A 24,914-nucleotide genomic window follows, 5' to 3' on the forward strand; every position below is an offset into this window, starting at 1 on the left:
TTTTTTCTCTCCCATTTTTAGAACAAAAAAGAATTATACTAAAGGCAAAACCATGTAATGCACTAATAAGTAAGAAAAAATTGAAAAAGTCAGCAGTATTCAATAGTTGTATATTTATTTAGAACTTTAAATATACAAAAAATGACTTATTGATGAATAAAGGCAATATTTTGTACTACGCTTAAACCAGCGGTTTCCGTTCTTAATCTATTTTCTCCTAAAGAAATAGGGGTGAAGTTTTTATGTAAACAACTATCAATTTCTTTTGTAGAAAAATCACCTTCAGGTCCAATTAGAATAGTATACTTTGAATTTGGTTTAACAATGTTTTTTAAAAATAATTTTTCTGTGTTTTCTTCACAATGCGCAATAAAGATTTGTTCAGAAAAATCATTTTTAATGAACTCAGAAAATTTTACAGGTGAATTAAGTTTTGGAAGTGTAAACTGAAGCGATTGCTTCATAGCCGATTGAATTATTTTAGATAATCGTTCTATTTTAACTACTTTTCGTTCAGAATTGTCACAAATTATAGGAGTAATTTCATCAACACCTATTTCTGTAGCCTTTTCTAAAAACCATTCTAAACGATCGTTGTTTTTTGTTGGAGCAATAGCTACATGTAAATAGTAATTTCTGTGATTAATTTTTTCTTCTTTTTTTATAATGTTAGCCAAACACTTTTTATCGTTTGGAATTACTATTTCAGCAGAGAATAAATACCCATTACCATTGGTAATATGTAAAATATCTCCTTCTTTTTTTCTTAAAACACGAACAATATGTCTGCTTTCTTCTTTTTCGAAAGTGATTTCTTTAGTCTCGGGAGTAATATTAGGGTTGAAAAATAGCTGCATTATAAATCTAACTTATAAGTTCTTCTTCTTTTGTGTACTGAAGGATTAAAAACTTTCCATATCTTTTGTATGGCAGTATTATCTTCTAGTTCAGGAGTTCTTATACAATTTTCAATATTCTTTTTTGTGAAAATTTCAGAATAATGTTTGAAAATTATAGCAGTTACTCCTTTATTTTGATAGTCTGGATGTACTCCAATCAAATAAAAAATTACATCTTTAGAATTACGTCTAGCATTCAACAAATGAAAAATACCAAAAGGAAATAGTTTTCCATTGGCTTTTTGTAAAGCCTTAGAAAAAGATGGCATCACAATAGCAAAAGCTACTAGTTTATTGTTCTCATCTAGAACAAACTTAATGTATTCAGGATTGATAAAACTAATGTACTTTTCTTTAAAATGCTTTATTTGTGCATTAGAGATTGGAACATAAGTGGAAAGTTTAGAGTAAGTTTTGCTAAACAAATCGAACATTTCATCAACATAAGGCATAATATCTTTTGTTGAAGTGAAATTTAAGGCTTTTAAATTGTATCTTTTTTGAATAATGTTATTAGCCTTCTCATATTTTGAAGCAGCCTCACTACTAAAGCGGAATTTATTTTCTAAATATTCTTTTTCTTTTTTGAAGCCTAATTGTTCTAGGTGCTTTGAATAATATGGGTGATTATACCAAGTAATCATAGTTCCAATATGATCAAAACCTTCTACAAGAACTCCAGTTTTGTCTAAATTATTAAAACCAACTGGACCCTCCACATACTCTAAGTTATTTTGATAACCAATTTCTTTAACTTTTTCAATTAGTGATTTAGTAACATTGATATCATCTATGACATCAAACCAACCAAAACGCATCTTTTTTATGTTTTGTTTTTCAACCTCATATGTGTTGATAATAGCAGCAACACGTCCAACAATTTCATCATTTTTTAAAGCAATAAAAAAACGAGCGTTTGCATGTTCAAAAACAGGGTTTTTGTCTTTGTCAAAACTATTTAGTTCGTCGTTGATAATTGGAGGTACCCAATATTTATTATTCTTATAAAGAGAAAAAGGAAACTTAACAAATTGTTTCATTTCCTTTTTGGTATTTATTTCTTTAATTTCAATCATACAGCAAATGTATCATTTTTATTTATCCTTCTTCTTTTCTTTTTCTTTCTCTTTTTCTTCTTCCTTTTTTAATTCTTCTTCTAGCTTTTTTATTTCTTTAGCAAGCTTTAAACGCTCTTTTTCTTTACGTTTAGCTTCTTTTTCCTTTTCTTTTTTAAGGTCTTTTTCAAGCTTTAAGCGTTCTTTTTCTTTCTTTTTAGCCGCTTTTTCTGCTTCTTTAGCTTTGTTTCTAGCATCTTTTTCAGCTTTCTTTTTAGCTTTTTTTGCCGCTTTCTTTTCAGCCTTAGTAGTTTTCTTTTTTTGTTTTTTATCTTCCTTAGCAATAACATCTACTAAAGATTTTTGACGTTGTCTTCTTGGTTTTTCAATTGTTATTTCTTCTTTCTTTTCACCATCATCAATAACAATAGTTTGCTTTTCTTTTTTCTTAAACAGTTTTTTAACTTTACTAAATAAGCGTCCAAAGAACCCTTTATTTTCATCGTATTTAGTTTCTTTTTGTTCAACAATTTTATTACCAAATTCATCTACTTCTACAAATTCATCTTTATGTCTGTTTATTCTATAAGAAACTCCTACACCAGTATAAAATCCAATTTCGCTTTGTTGACGCATTATTCTAGCAGTGGCATTAAGTTGTAAATTTTCGCTATATAAATAAGCTGCTCCAAAGCCAATATTGCTTTTTCGTTGGTACTTTTCAAAAGATCCTTGTAATTCAGCAAAACCAGACCAATAATCATTAAAATTATAAGTTCCAGTTATAATGTATGAGAATTCAGAAAAATCACTTCCTATATAATCATAATATAAGTTACTTATTACATTCAATTTGTCAGAAAATTCATTTTGTAATAAAACCCCAACTTTTGGTGTTACTCCACCTTTTTTATGATAATCATTTAAAATGCTTCCAAAATTCAAGCCAGCATAAACACCTACGTGTGGAATCCATCTTTTCCAATCAAAAGAGTGTCTAGCTTTCCAGCTTCTAATTTCCTTGCTTTTATCATCATATTTAGGTGTATACACTAAATATTTTGCTCCTAAAGTTAAATTACCAAATCCTGTTTGAGTATATGAAGATTCAAAAACATTTTTGAATGCGTTTTTATCGTTTTGTAAACTTGTATTTAAGTTGAATTCTAGTTTTTCGGAAAAGAAACTTGTTCTAAATAACAAATTCAATCCTATAGCTTGAGGGTTACTAAAAGTAGGTGTAGCATTAATTTTTCTGAAAAACAGACTTGATTCAAATTGATATACACCAGAACCTACACTGTATGGGCTCTCTGAGAAACCTGGACGGTTAGAATTTATAACAGTCGTGTATTGTGCGTTTACAAGTAAGGTTGAGCAAAAAGCAAAAAACAAAAAAAGTTTCTTAATCATGTTATAAATTCAAGTTATAGAAATTATACAAACATACGTAAAAATACGAATTACCGTATAATTTAAGTTTTGTAAAGTCTTAACGCTTCCTTTTGCTTCAAATTGTTATTTTTGATAGATTTTTTTATTTACAAGAAATAGATGATACATATAAATGAGGCTGGACCTATGAATTTTTTAAGAACTTTACTAATAATCCTTGTAGCATATTATGCTGTTAAGTTTGTTGTGAGGTTGTTTGCTCCATATTTAATAAAAAAAGCTGTTGATAAAGTACAGAAAAGAGCTGAACAACAATATCAAAATCAACAACAAAAAACAGATGTTGAAGAAGGAAAAACAATTATAGATAAAAAACCAAGAAATAATAAACAAAGCAATGATTCGGTTGGAGAGTATGTTGACTTTGAAGAAATAGATTAGCTATGAATTTTAAAAAAATACTACCATTTGCAATAGCAATAGCTGCTTTTGCTGTTATATCATTGTTATATTTTAATCCAGTTTTAAGTGGTAAACAAATTAAACAGAGTGATATTACTCAGTTTATAGGGATGTCTAAAGAAGTTTCTGATTATAGAGCAGAAAAAGGAGAAGAGCCTTATTGGTTAGGAAATGCATTTAGTGGAATGCCAGCTTATCAAGTTAGTGCTTATTATCCGAATGATTTTGTAAGATATATTGATAAAGCTATTCGATTTTTACCAAGACCTGCTGATTACTTGTTTCTATATTTCTTAGGATTCTTCTTATTGTTAAATGCATTGAAAGTAGATTGGAAACTAGCTATATTAGGTAGTTTGTCCTTTGGTTTTTCTACATATCTAATTATTATTTTTGGTGCAGGACATAATGCAAAGGCTCATGCAATAGGGTATATGCCATTAGTAATCGCAGGAGTATTATATGTTTTCCAAAGAAGATATTTACTAGGTTTTGTAATTACTTCTTTAGCTATGGCTTTAGAAGTGTATGCAAATCATCCTCAAATGACTTATTATCTTGTTTTTTGTTTGTTAATATTAGCTATTGTAGAATTTATTGAAGCATTTAAAACAAAAACATTACCAGTTTTTGCTAAACAAGCATTAGTATTGATTGTTGCAATGTTTATAGGTTTAGGAGTTAATTCTACGAGATTATTGGCAATGAAACAATATGGAGACTTTAGTACTAGGGGGAAGTCAGAACTAACTATAAATGCCGATGGAAGCCCTAAAGAAAAAACTACAGGACTAGATAAAGCCTATATTACTGAATATAGTTATGGAATAGGAGAAACATTTAACCTATTAATACCTCGCTTTATGGGAGGTGGAACTATTGAAAAATTAGGAGAGGACTCTAATTTTTATCAAGTTTTAGAGCAAAATGCTGGTAAAAGTGTTGCAAAAGATTATTCAAGTCAAGTGCTTACTTATTGGGGAAAACAGCCTATTGTAGAAGCACCAGCTTACATAGGAGTAATTTTATTCTTCTTATTCTTTTTAGGAGTATTTTTAGTAAAGGGAAGATTGAAATATTGGTTAGTTTCTGCTACTATTTTTTCTATTATATTAAGTTGGGGTAAAAACTTCCCAGTAATAACAAATTTCTTTATCGATTATGTGCCTTTGTACAATAAGTTTAGAGCAGTTTCATCTATTCAAGTAATAGCAGAATTATGCGTACCATTATTAGGTGTTATAGCTTTAAGAGATTTCTTTTCAACTAAAATTTCTTCAGAAGAAAAAGAAACGGCTGTTAAAAAAGCTTTTTATGTGATAGGAGGTATAACTGGGGCATTTGCTTTATTTGGTTCAAGTTTGTTTGCTTTTGAAGGGCTTAGAGATAACCAATATCAACAATTACCAGAATTGATTGATGCTTTAATTTCTGATAGAAAGGATATGTTGTTTAATGATAGTGTAAGATCATTCTTGTTAGTTTTAGCAACTGGTGGTTTATTATGGTTTTATTTAAAAGGAAAATTAAAACAAATTCCAGTTTTAATAATTATTGGTGGGTTAATAGTATTTGATTTGGTTTCTGTAGATATTAATTATGTAAATAAAGAAGATTTTACATCAGCAAGAAGAGTATTAAAACCATTTTCGCCAAACCAAGCTGACAAGGAAATTTTAAAAGATAAAGATTATTATAGAGTAGCTAACTTTAGTGTAAATCCAATGCAGGATGGAAGAACTTCTTATTTTCATAACTCAATAGGAGGGTACCATGCAGCAAAAATGAAGAGATATCAAGAGTTGTTTGATTACCAAATAGCTAAGAATAATATGGAGGTGTTGAATATGTTAAATGCTAAATATATTATTATTGGTGAAGACAAATTTCAAGAAAATAAAGATGCCAATGGAAATGCTTGGTTTGTTGAAAAACTTAAAGTTGTTGATACAGCCAATAGAGAAATAAAAGCTCTAGATAGTTTAAAAACGAAAGAAGAAGCTGTATTGAACTCAAAAAATTTAAAAGGGGAGTTAAGTTCTTTAAAGTTTCAGAAAGACTCTGTTTCATCCATAAAGTTAGTTAAAAATGATGTAACGGAATTAGTGTATGAAACAAATACAACAGGGAACAGTTTCGCTGTGTTTTCTGAAATTTATTACAAGGATGGTTGGAATGCCTATTTAGATGGTAAACAAGTTCCTTATCACAGAGTAAATTATGTGTTAAGAGGAATGGAGATTCCAAAAGGGAAGCACGAAATAGTATTTAAATACGAACCTACCGTTATAGCAACAGGAAATGTAATTACATTATTTTCATACGCATTATTACTATTAGTTCCAGTAGGTTGGGTGGCTTTTAAGAAAAGAAAACAATAATTATATTTTAATTAATCAAGAGTTTTTAAGAAGGCAGAAGGAGTAACACCTACTTGCTTTTTAAAAGCTCTTGAAAAAGCAGAGGCATTTGTATATCCAACTTCTTGTGCTAAACCTTGGATGGAGTATTTTCTATATTGGCCATCGGTCCTTAATTTGTTAATGATATAATCTATTTTACGTCTAGTAAAGTATTGTTTAAAAGACTCCTTATAATGTTTGTTAAATACAAAAGAAACGTAAGTAGAATTAGTTTCTAGGTCTTTAGTTATACTTGAAATTGAAAAATTAGAATCTAGGAATTCAAAATTTTCATTAATATCTTTAATCTTATCAAGGATTTTATTTTCTAGGGCATCGTCAATATTATATTCCTTTTTCTCTACTTCAATAGGTTGTTGTTGATTATTGATTTTTGTAATTAATTTTTCTTTTTTGTTTTTTTCTTTCTTGTAAACATAAAGAAGAACAAAGGCAAGTATAATAAGTAATATGAAAAAAGAAATAATGAGTTTACGCTCTTTATTTTTTCCATTTTCTTTTATTTCTAAGTTTAATTTCTGAGCTTTATTAAAATTATTATCGTAAAATAAATTAAAGGTTTTATCCTTGTTTTTTCTAGCTAACTCGTATTGTTTGAGGTTTAAAGAAGAATATTTATATGCACTATCAATTTTATGAATCTTATTGTATTGATTAGATAAGATATCATACATTGTAATAAGCTTACTTGTTTTACAATACTTTTTATCTTTTATTATTTTAGAAGCATAATATATTGCTGAGTCAGAAACATTCAGGTTATGAAAACAAATGGCTTTTTGAAAATATTCGCGATGTTTATATTCGCAACCATTATTGATGTTTTTATAATTATTGATTAATTCTATAGCTTTCTTGTATTCTTTTTTGGCTAATAAAATTTCAGTTTTTCTAAAATTATAAAATAGCTTAGAGTCTTTATGTATTGGAGTTAATAGCTTAGATGTATTATAGGCTTTATCGTAATAATGTGTTGCAGAATCTAATAATACTTTGTTAGGATTGGTGTTTTTACCGTTTAAAGCTATGTATGTGTTTCCAAGACAATTGTATACATTAGCTTGCCATTGAATAAAAAAATCGTCATTGTAATAGTCTTTTACAATTGGATTTTGAATTTCAGCAATAGAACTTAATAATAAAGCCTTGGCTTTATCATGCATGCCAAGTTTGTTTTTTATAACTGCTTTGCTAAGCTTTAATCCTAATTGATTTCTAAAGTTTAGTTGATCCTTTACAGGATGGTTTGATATTTGGTTTTCTTTTTCAATAAGAATAGCATAAGCATCTTCATATTTTTCCTGATTTTTTTTAATCCAAAACAATCTATTTAAAGAGGATATTTTTCTATCTATAAGGCAAGGTTTTTCTAAACTCTGATTCAATGAATCTACAAAGTTGATAACCCCTCTAATTATTTTCTCAGATTTTTCATAGTTTTTTTGAATATAGTAGCCATAAGCTCTTCCGGTTTTAGCTTCTAATTTTTTACAAATATTGTTAGAGTTTTCTAGTTTATCACAGTAAAAAAATAAGCTATCAATATTAGAGTTTTTAAAGAAGTCTACTTTGCTTAAATTAATAGAGTCTAATTGTCTCGTTTGAGAGTAGACTTTTTTGTTGAAAAAAAGAATAATGAAAAGAACAAAGTAAAAATTTTTATGCATTCTAAATATGTAAATATAATAATGCTTTTTATGAAAAGCGTATAAAAACAAATCCAAATATAATGCTTTTTATAAAAGGAAGGGTACAATGTTTTTATGATTCGAGAAAGAGTAATATGTTTGTATCGCTTCTGTTTACTGCTATACACAGAAGATGAATAAGAAAGAGTTCATAACATTGTTATGAAAAAGTAAAAAAGTGGAGATTGACCTCCACTTTTTTTATTTTATAATAAATTCTAGAGTTTTAAACTGATTATTCAAAGAGATTGCTATTGTAAAAAATAAAATAATAATACATTTGTTTCAAATTATTATTTATGTACTCTAAATTACCAGAGAAAAGATATAATCACACCTTAGAATTTTTAAAAAAGCATGTTCCAGCTCCAGCAGTTATTTTAGACTTAGGAGTTCGTAATCCTTTTTCAGAAATAATGGAGAAGAATGGTTATACAGTTTATAACACAAATGGCGAAGACTTAGATTTATTACCAGAGATAGTAAAAGAATATAAAGTAGATGTTGTAACAGCTTTCGAGATTTTTGAGCATTTATTAGCACCGTTTAATGTACTTAGAGAAATTGAAGCTCAAAAAATAGTAACAACTATACCTTTGAAATTATGGTTTACTAATGCCTATAGAAGTAAAACGGATATGTGGGATAGACATTATCATGAATTTGAAGATTGGCAGTACGATTGGTTATTAGAAAAAACAGGTTGGGAAATTTTGGATAGAAAGAAATGGACAAGTCCAATTAATAAAATAGGATTTCGACCAATTTTAAGAAAATTCACTCCTCGTTATTATGCTGTTTACGCAGAAAAAAAGAAGTAGCAGTGAGGATAGGAATGATTTTAGATAAAATATTTCCCCCAGACCCAAGGGTGGAGAATGAGGCTATTGAGTTAATAAATAAAGGTCACGAGGTCTTTTTATTTTGTCTAACATATACAAATCAAAAGAAAGAAGAAGAGGTTAATCAAATTACGGTAAAAAGGTATAAGAGTAATAAGTTAGAATATAAATTATCGGCATTAGCTTACACAATTCCATTATATTCTATTTTAATGGAAAAGAAAATAAATCATTTTTTAAAAGAAACTAGAATTGAAGCCATTCATATTCATGACATGGTAATTGCAGAAGCTGTTTTTAAGGCTAATAAAAAACTAGGGTTACCAATTGTTTTAGATTTGCATGAAAATAGACCTGAAATAATGAAGTTTTATCCTCATTTAAAAAAATTTCCTTCTAATGTGCTTATTTCTCCCAAAAAATGGAAAGAAAAAGAAGAATCCTTTATAAAAAAAGCTAATCGTGTTATTGTAGTAACAAAAGATGCTAAGGAAGAAATTGTAGAAAGAACAAAAATTGATTCAAGCACTATTTCAGTAGTTCCGAATACAGTTAGATCTTCATTTTATGAAAAAAGTCTAGTTGAAGTTTCTGAAAATAAAAAGAAAGACAATTTTGTATTATTGTATATAGGAGATACAGGAGAAAGAAGAGGTTTGAAAACCGTTGTTAGAAGTTTGCCTAAATTAGCAAAGGCTATAAAAGATATAAAATTAGTTATAGTTGGTAAAGTAACGAATGAATTAAAATTAGAAGTGGATAAATTGAAAATAACTGACTATGTTGATTTTCAAGGTTGGCAAAATGAATCTACTTTTGTAAAGTATATTCAAGAAAGTGATGTTTGTTTATCACCATTGCACAGAAATATTCATCATGATACAACTTATGCTAATAAATTATTTCAATATATGAGTTTAGGTAAACCTTTAATAGTGAGTAATGCCACAGCTCAGAAAAAATTAGTAGAAGAATACAATACAGGTTTAGTTCATAAAGAAAAAGACGTAGAAGATTTTGAAAATAAAGTTTTAGAACTATATAATAATTCTTTGTTAAGAGAACAATTAGGAAAGAATGGAAGAGGTTTTGTTCAAAACGAATTTACTTGGGATAAAACATCCAAAGAGTTAATAAATTTATACGCTGGTTTATAATTGAAAGTATTAATTGTAACATATTATTGGGTGCCAGCAGGAGGCTCTGGTGTTCAACGTTGGTTGAAGTTTGTAAAATATTTACGAAACTTTAATATTGAACCAGTAATCTATACTGTAGATGAGGCTAATTATCCTATTACAGATTCATCTTTAGAAAAAGATGTTCCAGATAGTATAGAATTGTTAAAGAAAAGTATTTGGGAGCCTAATGATGTACTTTCACGTTTCAAGAAAAAGAGTACAAAAACAAGTGCAGGTTTTTTAAATCCTAATCCAACTTTTTTTGGAAAGATAATGCAATATATCAGAGCTAATTATTTTATCCCAGATGCAAGAAAATTTTGGATAAAACCTTCAGTAAAGTATTTAAAAAATTATTTAAAAAATAATTCCATTGATGTGGTAATTACTACAGGACCACCTCATAGTTTACATTTAATAGGCTTACAATTAAAAAAAGATCTAAATATAAAATGGGTAGCTGATTTTCGTGACCCATGGACAGATATAGATTATTTTCATCAATTACCGCTAACTGAAAAAGCGAAAAAGAAGCATTTTGAATTAGAAAAGGAAGTGTTGAAAGAAGCCGATGCTAGTTTAGTAATAGGGAAAACGATGAAAGAAAACTATAAAGAATATTCAAAAAATATTCATGTAGTTACTAATGGATATGATACAGAACTTGATGCAGTAAAGGGAGAGGAAATAGTATTAGATAAAAGTTTTTCAATTACTCATATAGGTTTGATGAATGCAGATAGAAACCCTAAAATATTATGGGAAGCATTATCTGAGTTATCAGAAGAGCATTCAGACTTTAAAAACGATTTAGAAATAAAGCTAATAGGAAAAATTGCGAGTGAAGTTGAAAGCAGTTTAAAAAGCTTTAAATTTCAAAATGTAACTAAAATAAGTTATGTCCCTCATCAAGAGGTGCAGCAGTATCAAAGGAAATCCCAGGTGTTATTGCTGGCAGTAAATAAAGTACCTAGTGCTAAAGGTATTATTACGGGAAAAATTTTCGAATATTTACAAGCAAAACGCCCTATCTTAGCAATTGGACCAGAGGATGGAGATTTAGCTGAAATTTTAAATAAAACTCAATCGGGAATTATTGTTGATTTTGAATCAAAAGAAAAAATAAAGCAAGTGGTCTTAAGTTTGTATCAAAAGTTCAAACAAAATGATTTGAGAATATCTTCTTTAGATATCGAAAAATATCATAGAAAAGAATTAACCAAGCAATTATCAGTAATACTAAAACAAGTAGTAAGTTCTTGAAAAAAATAGTAACTATATTAGGAGCTCGACCTCAATTTGTAAAAGGAGCAGTTTTAAGCAGGGTTATAGGGAAGTATAATGAAGTAGAAGAAGTGATTGTTCATACAGGACAACATTTTGATGAAAACATGAGTGCCGTTTTTTTTAATGAAATGCAAATTCCTAAGCCTAAATATAATTTAAATATAAACGGATTAAGTCATGGAGCAATGACTGGTCAAATGCTTGAAGGAATTGAAAAAATTTTAGAAGAAGAAAAACCAGAAGCAGTCGTAGTATATGGTGATACAAACTCGACTATAGCAGGTGCTTTAGCTGCGAAAAAGATGCATATTAAAGTAGTGCATGTTGAAGCAGGATTGCGTTCTTTTAATATGCAAATGCCAGAAGAGGTAAATAGAATTGTTACAGATAGAATTGCGAACTTGTTAAGTTGTCCAACAGCAGTAGCAGTAGAAAATTTGAAGAAAGAAGGGTTTGATAACTTATCAATAACTGTAGAGCAACATGGCGATATAATGAAAGATGCAGTAGAGTTTTATGGTAAGTTTTCAAATGAAAAATCGACTATTATAAGCGATTTAAAACTTAGTAAAGATGAATTTGTGTTAGCTACAATTCACCGACAAGAAAATACCGATGATAAAGAAAAACTAACAGAGGTTTTTCAAGCTTTAGAAAAAATAAATGAGTCTAAAAAAGTGGTATTGCCTTTGCACCCAAGAACCAAAAAGAAACTTGAGTTTTATGGTTTAACACCTGCTATTACTTTCATAGAGCCAGTAGGTTATTTTGATATGCTAGAGCTATTAAAAAATTGTAGTTTAGTTGTTACTGATAGTGGAGGATTACAAAAAGAAGCTTTTTTTAATAAGAAGCATTGTATTGTTGCAAGAGAAGAAACTGAGTGGGTGGAGCTTGTTAATAATAATTATGCTAAGTTAGCAGGAACAAATTATACAAATATTATTGAAGCATATGAGAATTTCTTAACAGCAAATAAGAGCTTTGAAGAAAAATTATATGGAGATAATGTTGGAGAAAAGATATATCAGTCAATAAAAAAACTAATTCAAGAATAAATTGGGAATTGTATTTAAACAATCATTTAAAAACACAATTATAATCTATTTAGGTTTTCTAATAGGAGGAATCAATACAATAGTTTTATATTCAAGATTTTTAAAAGATGAATATTATGGACTAGCAATGTATGTGTTTGCAGCATCTAATTTATTATTACCAATAATAGCTTTAGGAGTTCATTACACTATTATTAAGTTTTTTTCAGGGTATAAGACAAAAACAGAAAAAGATAGTTTTTTAAGTTCAGTTTTATTTCTCCCTTTATTAGTCGCATTACCAGTAGGTTTTTTCTGGGATTTCTTTCATAATCAAATTATGGATTATATTTCAAAAAGTAATGTTGAAGGAAATCAAATTGTAGAAAGTTATACGATATACATATATATTATTGCTGTAGCTTGTGCTTATTTTGAAGTTTTTTATTCATGGGCAAAAGTCCAAATGCAATCAGTTTTTGGAAACCTTTTAAAGGAACTTTATAATAGAGTAGCTATAATGATTATGCTGTTTGCTGTAAACTTTGAGCTCATAACTAAGCAAGAATTTCTATATTATATGGCCATAGCATACATTTTAAGAACATTTTTAATGATGTTGTATGCATTTAGGTTATATAAGCCTAAAATAACCTTTTCGTTGCCTTATAATTTTAAAGAAGTATTACGTTATACATTTTATATAGTATTGGCAGGAAGTGCAGGTGCAATTGTATTAGATATTGATAAAATAATGATCCCAGGAAAAGATGGTTTTGCTACAGCGGCTTATTATGGTGTTGCACTTTTTATAGGAACATTTATAGAAGCTCCAAGTAGAGCAATGGGGCAAATTTTACAACCTCTTACATCTAAATCTATAAACGATAATAATGTAAAGGAAACTGAAAGTTTGTATAAGAAGAGTTCAATAAATTTATTGGTTATTGGAGGGTTGTTTTTTGTTTTGGTAAATTGTAATGTAGCTGAGTTGTTTAGAATTATGCCTAATAAGAATTATGGAGAAGGAGGAATATTAGTGGTTTTATTGATATCTATTGGTAAGTTATTTTTAATGTCTTTGGGAAGCAATGGTGCAATTATAACCAACTCTAAATTTTATAGAATTGTAATGCCAATAGGAGTAGGGTCTGCTTTTTTGGTATTTTATTTAAATAAATTCTTCTATAATTATATTGGAATGGGAACTGAAGGTTTAGCATTAGCTACCTTATTAACCATTTTATTTTTTAATATTTTTAAATTGTGGTTTGTAAGTAATAAGTTAAAAATGTTCCCTTATACAGGTAAAACATTACAAATCCTTTTGGTAATTGTAGCGATGTTTTTTACTTTTTATTTTTGGAACTTCTCAGTTCCTGAGTTCTCAGCTTTCGATTTTCCTTTGGATCCAATAGTTAATATTATCTTGAAGAGTATTTTGATAATTGTAGTTTATGTATTTATTGTAATAAAATTATCAATATCTAGTCAAATAAATAACCTAGTGGCTAGATTTATTAAATAAAAAAAGACTGTATTCACAAGAGGAATAAGTCTTTAATAAGGGAAAAAGAAATAAGGGGAATATTTCGGCGGCAAATATACAGTTGTTTTTGTATGTTTTTGATTAACATATGTTTATAAAAAAGAGGTGTTCTATAAAGTTTTTTTAATTCTACTTAATTGAACAGGGGAGATGTTAAGAAATGAAGCGATGTGTTTTTGAGCAATCAAATTATCTATTCCTGAGATTCTTTTCCTCAGTTTTAAATACCTTTCTTTTGCAGTATACATAGAAATGTCAAGAATAATATTTTCAGCTTTTAAATAGGCGTCTTCTAAGATTTTTACATAAAAAGTACTCATCTCATGGTGTTTCAAAGTGAGTTCTTTAAATTTTTGAAAACTACCTCTATAACCAGTTACTTTTGTTAAAGCTTGGTAGTTAAGTTCAGAAGGGATTTCTCTCATCATTGCTGAGGCTCCACCAGTAGTTTGACCAGAAGTAAAAAAAGTTCTGGTAGCTTCTTTTCCAGTTTCTGTTTCAAGATAAGATCTAACTATTCCTGTTTTAATAATGAAAAAATCAGTAGGATATTCATTAGTTTTTACTAAAAAATCTAAAGGTTCCAATTCGGAATATGTAACTAGATTTTCAAAAATAGAGATGATATTACTAGGTATACCGGTAAATTGATAAAGAAATTGCTCAATATCATTTCTCATAAATATATATAAATTAACAAGTTAACCCCTTTTGAGAGTAGCTAAATTTAATGAAAATTATGAGATAAAAAAAAATAGACGCAAAAAATCAGACTTATATAAGGGGATAAGTCTGACTATTGAAAAAAAAGTATTAATTAGGGGAATTTTTTTTCAAATATGTAACTTGTTAATTACGTTACGAATATAAAAGAGATCTAAAATTTACGCATTAACATATGTTAAGAAAAGAGTTATTTATAACTATTCTTTTTAATACGACTTAATTGAACAGGAGTAATATTTAAATAAGAAGCGATGTGGTATTGATTGATTAAATTATCAATATTCGGAAGTCTCTTTTTAAGCTTTTCATATCTTTGAGAAGCGTCTAGTATTGATAGCTCAAGTATTTTTGCTTCCTCTCTCATATATATGTGTTCTAAGACTTTGTAATGAAAAATAGAAAGATCATGATATTTTAATGATAAATTGTAAAAGGATTGATAATTGCATTCTAAAACTTCACAATCGGTTAAGCATTCATAAATTAAATTAGAAGGAGTATTTGTAATTAAAGCTCCTAAGTTACCTGTTGTAGTTATTGGGACAAATATAGTTTTAGTATATTCTTTGCCTTTTTCATCAACTAAAAAAGACCTGACAACACCAGATTTTAAAATATAAAAGTTTGTAGGAGTTTGATTTAAATCAACAAGCTTATGGTCTTTAGAAAAACTTTTAGAAAACATTAATCTATTAAACTCTTCGAAAGAATTCTCTGAAACTTTATCATAAAAATTAAAAACAAAGTTTCTGAAAAAAGACATAAGTTGCTGTTAAGTTGTGGTTTACTCCAAATTTACATTAATTTTTTCTAAAAAACTAATAGCATTTGGGCCTTCCATAAAAAGTAAGTCAAGAATAGATAAATTGGGTATAAATCCGTATTTATCATCAAACATTTGAACATAAGTATCTAGTTCAATTTCCAAACCTTTTTTAGCAAGAGCTAAATTTCTATAATCAATCGTTTCTGGTGTTAAACTATAACTTTCAGTTTTATCAAAAGAAGTTTCTATTTGTAAAGCATCAGCAATAAATAAATGACAATCAATATTTACATCTTGTAAAAAAGTGTATTTTTTTGTGAAAATTTTTGATAAATCATCTTCAAAAAACTCAAAGTATGGTGAAGATCGATAGGCTGATTGTAAGGATTTAAAATGTTGTGATTGCCAAGGGAAATCATTTTCAATTAAGGTGTCCTTAGTTTTTTTTCTGCCAACTTTTGTTTTATGCTTTACAGGTACATTTAAGGCAAGTTTACCATTAGCTCCATATATATAGCAACGATTACGATATGTTTGTTTTTGATAATTATCGTGTATTTCAAAACAAATCGAGTCTGATTGATATATTGCTGCATATTGTGAAATAGGAGCAAAGTATGTAGGGATAAATAATGCCATTAAGCTTTGTTCTTTTTACCTTTTCTATAACTATAAACTGTGTATCCAGCAATTAAAAGAATTACAACCCATAAATAAGAAGTTGGTTTACCACTACCACCAACAGTTGTAAACATTCTATCCCAACGTATTGATTTTATTTTAGCACCAAAGTCAAGAATAGAAATATTAGGATCCCAACTTAACCATATCATAACAGGTTTACCAACAACATGGTCAATTGGTACATATCCCCAATTTCTAGCGTCTAATGAGTTTTGACGGTTATCTCCCATCATCCAGTAATAATCTTGCTTAAAAGTGTATGTTTTGACTTTTTTACCGTTGATATAGATGTTGTTTCCAAATATCGTTAAATCGTTATTTTCGTATCTTCTAATAATTTGTTCGTAAAAAGGAATTGTATTTTCATTTAATTCAACCGTAGCTCCTTTTTTAGGAATGTAAATAGGGCCGAAGTTGTCACCAGACCAAGCATATTTTGGGCTATGAGGGAAAACAGATTTGTCATAAAACCCTTTAGGCTTTAAATATTTAGTAGCACTTTTTACAAGTGGGTTTTTACTTAAAGCTTTAGCCTCATCATCTGTTAAATTGAAATAATAAAAAGCACGATCATTAGACATTTTACCTTCTCCATTTTTGTTATATTCATTTATAACACTCATAGGCAAATCTTTACCGTCTGTATCAACTTTAAAGTACCATTGTGGTTTAGCTCTGTCTGGTAATACAGTTTTTTTACCATTAATGTAAACATAACCTTCTCTAACTTCTAAAGTGTCTCCTGGTATACCAGTAGCTCTTTTTACATAGTTTGTTCTTTTGTCAATTGGTTTGTATGTTGACTTTCCAGACCTATCTCCCCACATTAAAGCCAAAGTATCAGCAGGCCAGCTAAATACGACAATATCATTACGTTTAATTTTTTGGAAACCAGGTAAACGCATGTACGGTAATGAAAGTTTATTTAAAAAGCTATCTTCATTTTTGTCGTTAGATAAATAAGATTTTATACCTAAACCAGGTATAGTGTCATGAGCCATTGGTGCAGCAACAACAGTATTTGGTACACGAGCTCCGTAGTGAAACTTACTTACAAATAAATAATCTCCAACTAATAATGTTTTTTCTAAAGAAGAAGTAGGGATTGTATATGGTTGCATAAAATATGTATGCACTAAAGTAGCAGCAATTATGGCAAAAGAAATAGAGCTAACCCATTCACCTAATTCAGATCTCGGTTCTAAACTTCTATCTTCAATATATTTAGCTTCAGTAGCATAATTTATATAGTAAATATATAATCCTAAAGTTAAGATAACTAGAATAGTATCTTTTCGTTGATTAAAACCAAAACTTCTACAAGTTTCTACCCAAATAATAGGGAACATTAATAAGTTTACAATTGGAAAGAATAACAAAATGACCCACCATTTAGGTCTGTTTATAATTTGCATTAAAATTATAGCATTGTAAACAGGAATAGCAGCTTCCCATGCTTGTCTTCCAGCTCTAACATAAAGTTTCCAAGTTCCTAAAAAATGAATTACTTGAAGTATTAAGAAGAATATAAACCATTCAGTAAATGTCATAATGTATATATTTTGGTTTCCCTTAAAAAGGAATAAAATTCAATAGTATTAGTGTCTTTTTTCTCTATTTGTTACCTAATTAACCTAAGTTTAACACATCTCTCATAGTATAAACTCCAGTTTTAGAAATTAACCATTCAGCAGCTACTACAGCACCTAAGGCAAAACCTTGTCTGTTATGAGCTGTATGTTTTATATCTATAGTATCAATTTCTGAGTTATAAGTTACTGTATGTGTACCAGGAACTTCAGGTGTTCTAATAGCGGAAATAGGAATATTATTTTCCGATGTTTTTTGATCTAACTCCCAAGCTGTTTTGTCAGAATTTTCAATAATTCCTTCAGCAAGAGTAATAGCAGTTCCACTCGGTGCATCTAATTTTTTAGTATGATGAATTTCCTCAATAGAAACATTATATTGATTTAATGTATTCATCATTTTAGAAAGTTGTTTGTTTAATTCAAAGAATACATTAACGCCCAGGCTAAAATTTGAAGCGTAAATAAAAGCACCTTTTTTTTCATTACAAAGCTCAATAACAGAATTGTAATGTTCTAACCAACCAGTAGTTCCAGAAACTACAGGTATTTTATTGTTAATACAGTTTGTTATATTATTAAATGCAGAAGAAGGTACACTAAAATCAATAGCAACATCAGCATCGGTAATGTTATATTCTTCTTTTCCAGAAGTTTTGATTACTATTTCATGACCTCTTTGTAAAGCAATTTTTTCAATTTCTTTACCCATTCTACCATAACCAAGTAAGGCTATTTTCATTTTTAAAAAGAATATTTTAAAGTTAAACCAACTTTTGGTGCTTCAATAAGCATAGGATCTGGTTGAATTGTAGGATTTATAGATAAGCTATCATCAGTGTCAAATTGCAATAAATGAGCATTAACACTAGCTTCTACAATTTGTAAAACATATAGTAAAACACCTGTTAAAAGTGAAAGATCTCGGTTTTCACGTAATGTTTTTTGTGCATTTTCTAAACCAGTAGTTGAAATACTTGGGTTCCCATTTAAGCCATCAAACTCATCAGGAAGCCCTTGACTACGAAGCTTAAAAGCGGTTCTAAAACGATCGTATTCATTACTATTGTCAACGTAAAAGTAAACACTAGCTCCTATGGCAGCCCAAACAATGGGGGCTTTCCAATATTTTTTATTATAAATTTGACCACCTCCGGGAAAAATAGCTGAATAAAAAGCTGCTTTTGAAGGTGATAAAGGATTGTATTTATCGCTACCTAATTGTAATTGTTTAGCTCTAATAGCTGTTGAATCTTTTTGCGCAAATGAAGTTTGACTAAAAGAAACACATAAAAAAACGAATATGATAAGTCGAATGTTCAATTACTTTAAAAGGTTTTTGATTCTATTAAAATCTTCTTCAGAATGAAAAGGAATAGATATTTTTCCTTTTCCACGATTATTTACACTAACATCAATTTTATGTCCAAAATAATCACTAATTTCTTTCACACTGTCAGCAACAAAGCTAGGTAAAGCTTTCTTTTTGCTAGCTTTAGCTACTTTACCAGCTTTTAAATTCTTAACTAACTCTTCTGTTTGACGAACAGATAATTTTTCACGAACTATTTTTTCGTAAATATTTAATTGATCAGAATTACTATCAACATTGATAAGTGCTCTACCATGTCCCATAGAAATAAAACCATCACGCATTCCTGTTTGGATAATAGGATCAAGTTTTAATAAACGTAAATAGTTTGTAACAGTAGAACGCTTTTTACCAACACGAGTACTTAACTCTTCTTGAGTTAATTGAATTTCATCAATTAATCGTTGGTATGAAAGTGCAACTTCAATAGGGTCAAGGTTTTTACGTTGAATGTTTTCAACTAATGCCATTTCTAGCATTTCTTGATCGTTAGCTAAACGGATATATGCAGGAACAGTTTTGTTTCCTATCAATTTAGAAGCTCTAAATCTACGTTCTCCAGAAACTAATTGAAATTTATCACTAGATAATTTACGAACTGTAATAGGTTGTATTACACCAAGTTCTTTAATCGAATTTGCTAATTCTTGTAAGGCCTCTTCATCAAAATAAGTTCTAGGTTGATACGGATTTACATCTATAGACTTAATATCTAATTCAACAATTGTACCTACTAGTTTATCTGCGTTTTTATCTTCTGCTGAATTTACTTCTGCAGTTTCTTTTAATAATGCTGATAAACCTCTACCTAAAGCCTGTTTTTTTGTTGCTTTTGCCATTTACAATAATTATGCGTTTTTGTTTATAATTTCGTTCGCCAAATTTAAGTAATTTACCGCACCTTTACTCGTAGCATCGTATGAAATTATACTTTCACCATAACTAGGTGCCTCACTTAAACGAATATTTCTATGCACTATTGTCTCAAATACCATAGAACTGAAGTGTTTTTTAACCTCTTCAACTACTTGATTAGAAAGTCTTAAACGAGAATCAAACATCGTTAATAATAAACCTTCAATATCTAAGTCAGGATTGTGTATTTTTTGAACACTTTTAATAGTGTTTAATAATTTTCCTAAACCTTCTAATGCAAAATATTCACATTGAATAGGTATAATTACAGAATTTGCCGATACTAGCGAATTTAATGTGATTAAACCTAAAGAAGGAGCACAGTCAATTAAGATGTAATCATAATCATCTTTAACTTCTTCTAATGCTTTTTTTAGCATGTATTCTCTTTCTTGTTTGTCTACTAATTCAATTTCAATAGCAACTAAGTCAATATGCGCAGGGATCAAATCAACATTAGGAGAATCTGTTTTTAAAATAGTATCTTTTACAGGAATAGCATGTTCTAAAACCTGATATGTACCCAATTCAACACTTTCAACATCTAAGCCTAAACCAGAAGTAGCATTCGCCTGGGGATCGGCGTCAATTAACAATACTTTATTTTCTAAAACACCTAATGATGCTGCTAAGTTTACAGTAGTAGTAGTTTTACCCACTCCACCTTTTTGATTTGCAATTGCTATTATTCTACCCATTATAATATGAAAAGTTTGAAAGAGGTAAATTTACAATTATTTATCATTTTTGAAAGGGAAAGATGTTAATAAATGTAACTGTTTGATTTTATGGAGTTAAAAAGAAAAAGCAGGAGATGCAAGTTTATAGCTTTGTAATATGTTAGATTTGAGAATATTATCTGTTCAGATTTATAGATGTAATTAGTATAATAAATAATTCTTCTTTTTCAGAGCTGTAAATTGGAGTTAAAATACCTGTTCTACTTGGTAAACTCATTTCAGTTAAGACATCGTTAGAGTTTAAATTATTGAATTACTGAAATATTAGGGAATGTAAAGCTAAATGAGTTGAAATTTGTGAGGTTAAAGATAGTTTTTTGTAGTTTTAACAAAAAATTGAATTCATCTACTCTTTTTATCTTCTATGAGAATTATTAGCTTATTGTTAACTATCTTACTATGTTGTTTTTCATCTTTCGCTCAACAAGAAGAAAAACCGAATCAGGCTTTATTAGCTAATACAATTAATGTGCATATAGATTACCTGAATTTTATAGCTAAAAAAAACGGATATGGTCGTAAGTTACTCAACTATTTAACTTTTAATCAAAGTCTTAATAAGAAGGTAACCAAAAGTTATAAGTCTTCTATTCAAGAATCTTCAAAATATCAATTAAGAGTTCCTAGGTTTAATAAACCTGCTAAAATGTTTTCTTATGATTTGAAGAAAAAAGAATCTTTATTGAAAGAAGCGAGATTATTACAAGAAAATATTCCAATAACTGACCGGTCTAAAATAATATCGTTGTTTGATTCGATTAAAAATAATATTGAAAATTTTGCTGTAGCTCATAAAAAAATATATGATTTAACTAAAGACGCGCCTCTTGTATCTAATAATCAAAAAATAATTAATAGTGTTTATTTAAATTTAGCTAAGCTCGATAATGCTGAAGAGTTGATACGTAAATTAAATTATGAATTTGAAAACTTAGTGCATAATGTGTATAGAAAATACTTTCCTGTTACGAGTAATAATAATTCTTGGGTGTTAAGTGCCAAGAAAATGGAAATGGCTATAGATACTGCTCGTTTGTACTTGAAAAAAATTAGAAAACAGGAGATCTCGTCAACTAAATTAATAGATACCGTTGGTTTAAGTAAACTGTTAGATCAATTAAAAAACAACAGAAATAGAAATTTACAAGGTATTCATCCTTATACTTATGAAACTGTACATTCAATACATGATGACTATGATATGTTTGGAAGTGTTTTAAGAAAATTTATAAAAGGGATAAGTTGTAGTAGTTGTTTGTCTAATAAAAAATCTAAAAAAAGAGATGTTAGTAGACTATACAATTATCCATATTATGATTTAAATAGTGCTATTGCTTACTATAATAACTTTGCTAATTCTAGCATTGAAACGAAATATATGAAAGTAGCCCCGCAATTTTTGCTACATAAAGTAATTGATTTTGGATGGTATGATATGGAGCCTCAACCAAATCACCCAACGCCAACAATTGAAAATTTATTTATAGAATCATATGCTTTTAACCATACAGTGTTGTTGTTAGATGTGTCTCGTAGCATGAATCATTACACAAAATTACCATTGATTAAAAATTCTGTAAAGCAACTTTCTTTGCATTTAAGAAAAAATGATCGATTATCGGTAGTGATTTATTCTAATGATGCTAAGGCTATTATGACAGATGTTTCTTTTACAGATTCAAAGTCAATAGATTTACTCGAAAAACTGAGTTCTAGCGGAAAAACAAACGCGGCAAAAGGTTTAGATTTGGCCCTTGAAATAGGGCGTTCAAAATTCATTACTAATGGTAATAACAGGATTATATTAGCTACGGATGGGGATTTTGCATTAACTCAAAAAAGTTTTGATCAAGTAAAACAAGGAGCTAAAGAAAATATAGTACTTTCTGTTTTTGGGTTTGGTAAAAGAATTTCTAATGAAAAACAATTGAAAAAATTAGCAGAAGTAGGAATGGGACATTATCAAAAAATAACTATTAAAAATAGTTTGGAAGCAATTATAAAAGAATTGACAGCTGTAAAGCGTAAAGGGTTCTGAAAAAAAGAAAATATAGTTTCTTTACAGTGGAGTAGAAGAGATACTAGGTGATAAATAAAAAAGCCACAAATTTCCATTTGTGGCTTTTAATATATAATTTTGAATGTCTTATCCGTTAAGCATTACAGGCATAACTAACATAGTAACTAATTCTCCTTCTTCAGTGCCATCAATTGGAGTTAAAATACCAGCTCTATTTGGTAAACTCATTTCAATTAAAACATCGTTAGAGTTTAAGTTGTTTAACATTTCACTTAAAAAACGAGAGTTAAATCCAATTTGCATATCATCACCTTGATAATCGCAATTTAAACGCTCATCAGCTTTATTTGAGTAATCTAAATCTTCAGCAGAAATATTTAGCTCAGTTCCAGCCATTTTTAATCGAATCTGATGTGTAGTTTTACTTGAGAAAATAGAAACACGACGAACTGAATTTAAGAAAGAAGCCCTGTCAACAGTAAGTTTATTAGGGTTCTCTTTTGGGATTACAGCTTCGTAATTTGGATATTTACCGTCAATTAATCTACATACTAAAACTGCGTTTTCAAAAGTAAATTTTGCATTAGTCTCATTGTATTCAATAACAACATTGTTGTCAGAACCTCCTAAAATTCCTTTTAATAAATTTAAAGGTTTCTTAGGCATGATAAATTCAGCAGATTTATCAGCAGTAACATCAGTACGAGTGTATTTTACTAATTTATGAGCATCTGTAGCAACAAAAGTTAATTCTTTTGAATTAAATTGAAAAAAGACACCACTCATTACAGGTCTTAAATCATCGTTACCAGCAGCAAATATTGTTTTAGAAATCGCAGTAGCTAAAATATGAGAAGGGATTTCAGTGCTACTAGGAGAAGGTAATTCAACAGCTTTAGGGAACTCTTCACCACTAAAATAAGCCATATCGTATTTACCTTGCTCAGAAATAATTTCAATTGTACTATCTCCTTCAGCCTTAAATGTTAAAGGTTGTTCTGGGAATGTTTTTAAAGTATCTAGTAATAAACGAGCATTAATGGCAATAGCACCAGTGTCAGTACTCTCAACTTCAACAACAGAAGTCATGGTAGTTTCAAGATCAGACGACGATACTTTAAGTTCGTTTTCATTTAGTTCAAACAAGAAGTTGTCTAAAATAGGTAATGTGTTATTGCTATTTATAACTCCTCCTAAAACTTGTAGTTGTTTTAATAATTGAGAGCTAGATACGATAAATTTCATTTAGTATAGTTTCTGTTTATTAGATTTACAAATATATCTTAATTTGATGATTTTAAAAATTATTTTTTTAATAGTTAAAAATGATTAGTTAAACTGATAATTTAACTGTATTGAACCATAAAAATTTCCTCTCGGAACTCTAATGCTTTTTAGTTTTTTTGTGTGAAAATGGACTGAGTATCCAAAGTTAAAACGATTGGCAGTAAAGCGTATTCCTATTTCGTTTGTAAACCTAAAAGGTTCAAGTTCAAATGTAATAGGGCTATTGTTATTAAGAAAACTACCTTGAATAGAAGCATCGTAGATAGCGTAAGTTAGCATTGGTTTGATAAAAAGAAAAGATTCAATTTCGTTATTAGAGCCAGTTTTGTCATTATTAAGGTTAGCGTTAAAAATAATAGAATTGGTGATTTTCTGTAAAGGTTTTAATCCAATACGTAATAGTAAACCACTAGAAAAGTCTGTATAAACAGTTCCTAATCTGGCGTTGTTTACCCAGTTAATGTCCAAAGTACTAGATTTGTCAATTACTAATTTTTTTATGTAATTTCCAGAAAGATTTAAAGCAAAAGCATCAGCAATTTGATATTTCCATCCAATAGCTTTTTTATAGCCATAAATATCATGAATAAAATCTTGTAGATCCTTGCTAAGAGCGGAAGGCCCGATAATTCCTGTTTGAATTGAAGTTTTTAGAATGGATTCGTTTTTATAAAACCGATTAATACCAAAACTTCCAAATAGATAGCCAGCAAATGGTCGATCATGATTCATGAATTGGTTAACTGTAGCTTTGTATGGTGTATACATATGATGCCCTAATTGAATTTCATATGATTTTTTTACAAGGTTTTCATCTTCTTTTTTGCTAAGATACCTGTAAGTGAAAAACATTCCATTAGTATAATATCTGTCTTGTGATGTTGATACAAATAGATCATTATCGTTAAGAAAACTAAACTCTTTGGAGTATTTTCTTTGAGAATAAAAATTAATTGAAATTAAGGAGAATAAAAAGAAGCTAATTTTTTTCATAACT

22 protein-coding genes are annotated in these 24,914 nt (G+C 28.8%); 8 read left to right on the plus strand and 14 right to left on the minus strand.

What is annotated here, in order from left to right:
* Positions 1-146: 146 nt before the first annotated feature.
* Genes ACOQN8_RS11535 through ACOQN8_RS11545 form a run of 3 tightly spaced genes read right to left on the minus strand, consistent with a single transcriptional unit; the run spans position 147 to position 3,367 of the window.
* On the minus strand, positions 147-857 hold the full coding sequence (locus ACOQN8_RS11535) for a 16S rRNA (uracil(1498)-N(3))-methyltransferase (protein ID WP_420552775.1): 711 nt from the start codon (positions 855-857) through the stop codon (positions 147-149).
* Complete coding sequence (locus ACOQN8_RS11540) at positions 857-1,975, minus strand: GTP cyclohydrolase (RefSeq protein WP_420552776.1); 1,119 nt, start codon at positions 1,973-1,975, stop codon at positions 857-859. Before ACOQN8_RS11540 ends, ACOQN8_RS11535 begins: the two co-directional genes overlap by 1 nt.
* Positions 1,976-1,993: 18 nt before the next feature.
* Positions 1,994-3,367, minus strand: coding sequence for a transporter (locus tag ACOQN8_RS11545; RefSeq protein ID WP_420552777.1), 1,374 nt, complete (start codon positions 3,365-3,367; stop codon positions 1,994-1,996).
* Between the two features lie 141 nt (positions 3,368-3,508).
* On the opposite strand from ACOQN8_RS11545, the gene ACOQN8_RS11550 reads away from it, so the two are divergent.
* Together ACOQN8_RS11550 and ACOQN8_RS11555 are read left to right on the plus strand one after the other, a co-directional pair.
* Positions 3,509-3,790, plus strand: coding sequence for a DUF4834 family protein (locus tag ACOQN8_RS11550; protein WP_235275687.1), 282 nt, complete (start codon positions 3,509-3,511; stop codon positions 3,788-3,790).
* Between the two features lie 2 nt (positions 3,791-3,792).
* On the plus strand, positions 3,793-6,192 hold the full coding sequence (locus ACOQN8_RS11555) for a YfhO family protein (protein WP_420552778.1): 2,400 nt from the start codon (positions 3,793-3,795) through the stop codon (positions 6,190-6,192).
* Between the two features lie 11 nt (positions 6,193-6,203).
* Here the strand turns inward: ACOQN8_RS11555 and ACOQN8_RS11560 are convergent, their stop codons facing one another.
* Positions 6,204-7,901, minus strand: a complete 1,698-nt coding sequence (locus ACOQN8_RS11560; RefSeq protein WP_420552779.1) for a helix-turn-helix domain-containing protein — start codon at positions 7,899-7,901, stop codon at positions 6,204-6,206.
* A 320-nt stretch (positions 7,902-8,221) separates the two neighbouring features.
* Here ACOQN8_RS11560 and ACOQN8_RS11565 point away from each other — a divergent pair, with 320 nt between their 5' ends.
* From ACOQN8_RS11565 to ACOQN8_RS11585, 5 genes are read left to right on the plus strand one after another with little or no spacing between them, the layout of a single operon-like run.
* Entirely contained in the window at positions 8,222-8,743 is a 522-nt protein-coding gene (locus tag ACOQN8_RS11565; protein ID WP_420552780.1) for a class I SAM-dependent methyltransferase, read from the plus strand.
* Positions 8,744-8,745: 2 nt separating this feature from the next.
* The gene (locus tag ACOQN8_RS11570) at positions 8,746-9,921 is read left to right on the plus strand and encodes a glycosyltransferase family 4 protein (protein ID WP_420552781.1); all 1,176 of its coding nucleotides are present in this window, start codon (positions 8,746-8,748) and stop codon (positions 9,919-9,921) included.
* On the plus strand, positions 9,922-11,208 hold the full coding sequence (locus tag ACOQN8_RS11575; protein ID WP_420552782.1) for a glycosyltransferase family 4 protein: 1,287 nt from the start codon (positions 9,922-9,924) through the stop codon (positions 11,206-11,208).
* Positions 11,205-12,290: a non-hydrolyzing UDP-N-acetylglucosamine 2-epimerase gene (wecB, locus tag ACOQN8_RS11580; RefSeq protein WP_420552783.1), complete on the plus strand. Its 1,086-nt coding sequence runs from the start codon at positions 11,205-11,207 to the stop codon at positions 12,288-12,290. Before ACOQN8_RS11575 ends, wecB begins: the two co-directional genes overlap by 4 nt.
* Position 12,291: 1 nt before the next feature.
* Positions 12,292-13,797: a lipopolysaccharide biosynthesis protein gene (locus tag ACOQN8_RS11585; protein WP_420552784.1), complete on the plus strand. Its 1,506-nt coding sequence runs from the start codon at positions 12,292-12,294 to the stop codon at positions 13,795-13,797.
* A gap of 131 nt (positions 13,798-13,928) precedes the next feature.
* Here ACOQN8_RS11585 and ACOQN8_RS11590 read toward each other — a convergent pair whose 3' ends face one another.
* The 8 genes from ACOQN8_RS11590 to ACOQN8_RS11625 all read right to left on the minus strand — a co-directional run bounded on the left by ACOQN8_RS11590 (position 13,929) and on the right by ACOQN8_RS11625 (position 20,568).
* Positions 13,929-14,498 (minus strand): Crp/Fnr family transcriptional regulator, encoded by a 570-nt coding sequence (locus tag ACOQN8_RS11590; RefSeq protein WP_235275679.1) that lies wholly within the window; start codon positions 14,496-14,498, stop codon positions 13,929-13,931.
* 233 nt (positions 14,499-14,731) lie between these two features.
* Positions 14,732-15,307, minus strand: a complete 576-nt coding sequence (locus tag ACOQN8_RS11595) for a Crp/Fnr family transcriptional regulator (protein WP_420552785.1) — start codon at positions 15,305-15,307, stop codon at positions 14,732-14,734.
* 21 nt (positions 15,308-15,328) lie between these two features.
* Positions 15,329-15,949, minus strand: a complete 621-nt coding sequence (locus ACOQN8_RS11600; RefSeq protein WP_420552786.1) for a WbqC family protein — start codon at positions 15,947-15,949, stop codon at positions 15,329-15,331.
* Positions 15,949-17,544 (minus strand): signal peptidase I, encoded by a 1,596-nt coding sequence (gene lepB, locus ACOQN8_RS11605; RefSeq protein ID WP_420552787.1) that lies wholly within the window; start codon positions 17,542-17,544, stop codon positions 15,949-15,951. The genes ACOQN8_RS11600 and lepB overlap by 1 nt, the downstream gene beginning before the upstream one ends.
* Positions 17,545-17,623: 79 nt before the next feature.
* On the minus strand, positions 17,624-18,325 hold the full coding sequence (gene dapB / locus ACOQN8_RS11610) for a 4-hydroxy-tetrahydrodipicolinate reductase (protein ID WP_420552788.1): 702 nt from the start codon (positions 18,323-18,325) through the stop codon (positions 17,624-17,626).
* A gap of 2 nt (positions 18,326-18,327) precedes the next feature.
* Positions 18,328-18,906, minus strand: a complete 579-nt coding sequence (locus ACOQN8_RS11615; RefSeq protein WP_235275674.1) for a DUF5683 domain-containing protein — start codon at positions 18,904-18,906, stop codon at positions 18,328-18,330.
* Positions 18,907-19,794 (minus strand): ParB/RepB/Spo0J family partition protein, encoded by an 888-nt coding sequence (locus ACOQN8_RS11620; RefSeq protein ID WP_235275673.1) that lies wholly within the window; start codon positions 19,792-19,794, stop codon positions 18,907-18,909.
* A 9-nt stretch (positions 19,795-19,803) separates the two neighbouring features.
* Entirely contained in the window at positions 19,804-20,568 is a 765-nt protein-coding gene (locus ACOQN8_RS11625; RefSeq protein WP_150900772.1) for a ParA family protein, read from the minus strand.
* A gap of 406 nt (positions 20,569-20,974) precedes the next feature.
* On the opposite strand from ACOQN8_RS11625, the gene ACOQN8_RS11630 reads away from it, so the two are divergent.
* Positions 20,975-22,648 (plus strand): vWA domain-containing protein, encoded by a 1,674-nt coding sequence (locus ACOQN8_RS11630; RefSeq protein ID WP_420552789.1) that lies wholly within the window; start codon positions 20,975-20,977, stop codon positions 22,646-22,648.
* Positions 22,649-22,756: 108 nt separating this feature from the next.
* Here the strand turns inward: ACOQN8_RS11630 and dnaN are convergent, their stop codons facing one another.
* Together dnaN and ACOQN8_RS11640 are read right to left on the minus strand one after the other, a co-directional pair.
* A complete protein-coding gene (dnaN, locus tag ACOQN8_RS11635) occupies positions 22,757-23,875 on the minus strand; it encodes a DNA polymerase III subunit beta (protein ID WP_235275671.1) in 1,119 nt (372 codons plus the stop codon).
* A gap of 84 nt (positions 23,876-23,959) precedes the next feature.
* Positions 23,960-24,910, minus strand: a complete 951-nt coding sequence (locus ACOQN8_RS11640) for a lipid A deacylase LpxR family protein (RefSeq protein WP_420552790.1) — start codon at positions 24,908-24,910, stop codon at positions 23,960-23,962.
* Positions 24,911-24,914: the final 4 nt, after the last annotated feature.

The organism is Tenacibaculum aiptasiae (genome assembly GCF_965221665.1).
GTDB lineage: Bacteria > Bacteroidota > Bacteroidia > Flavobacteriales > Flavobacteriaceae > Polaribacter > Polaribacter aiptasiae.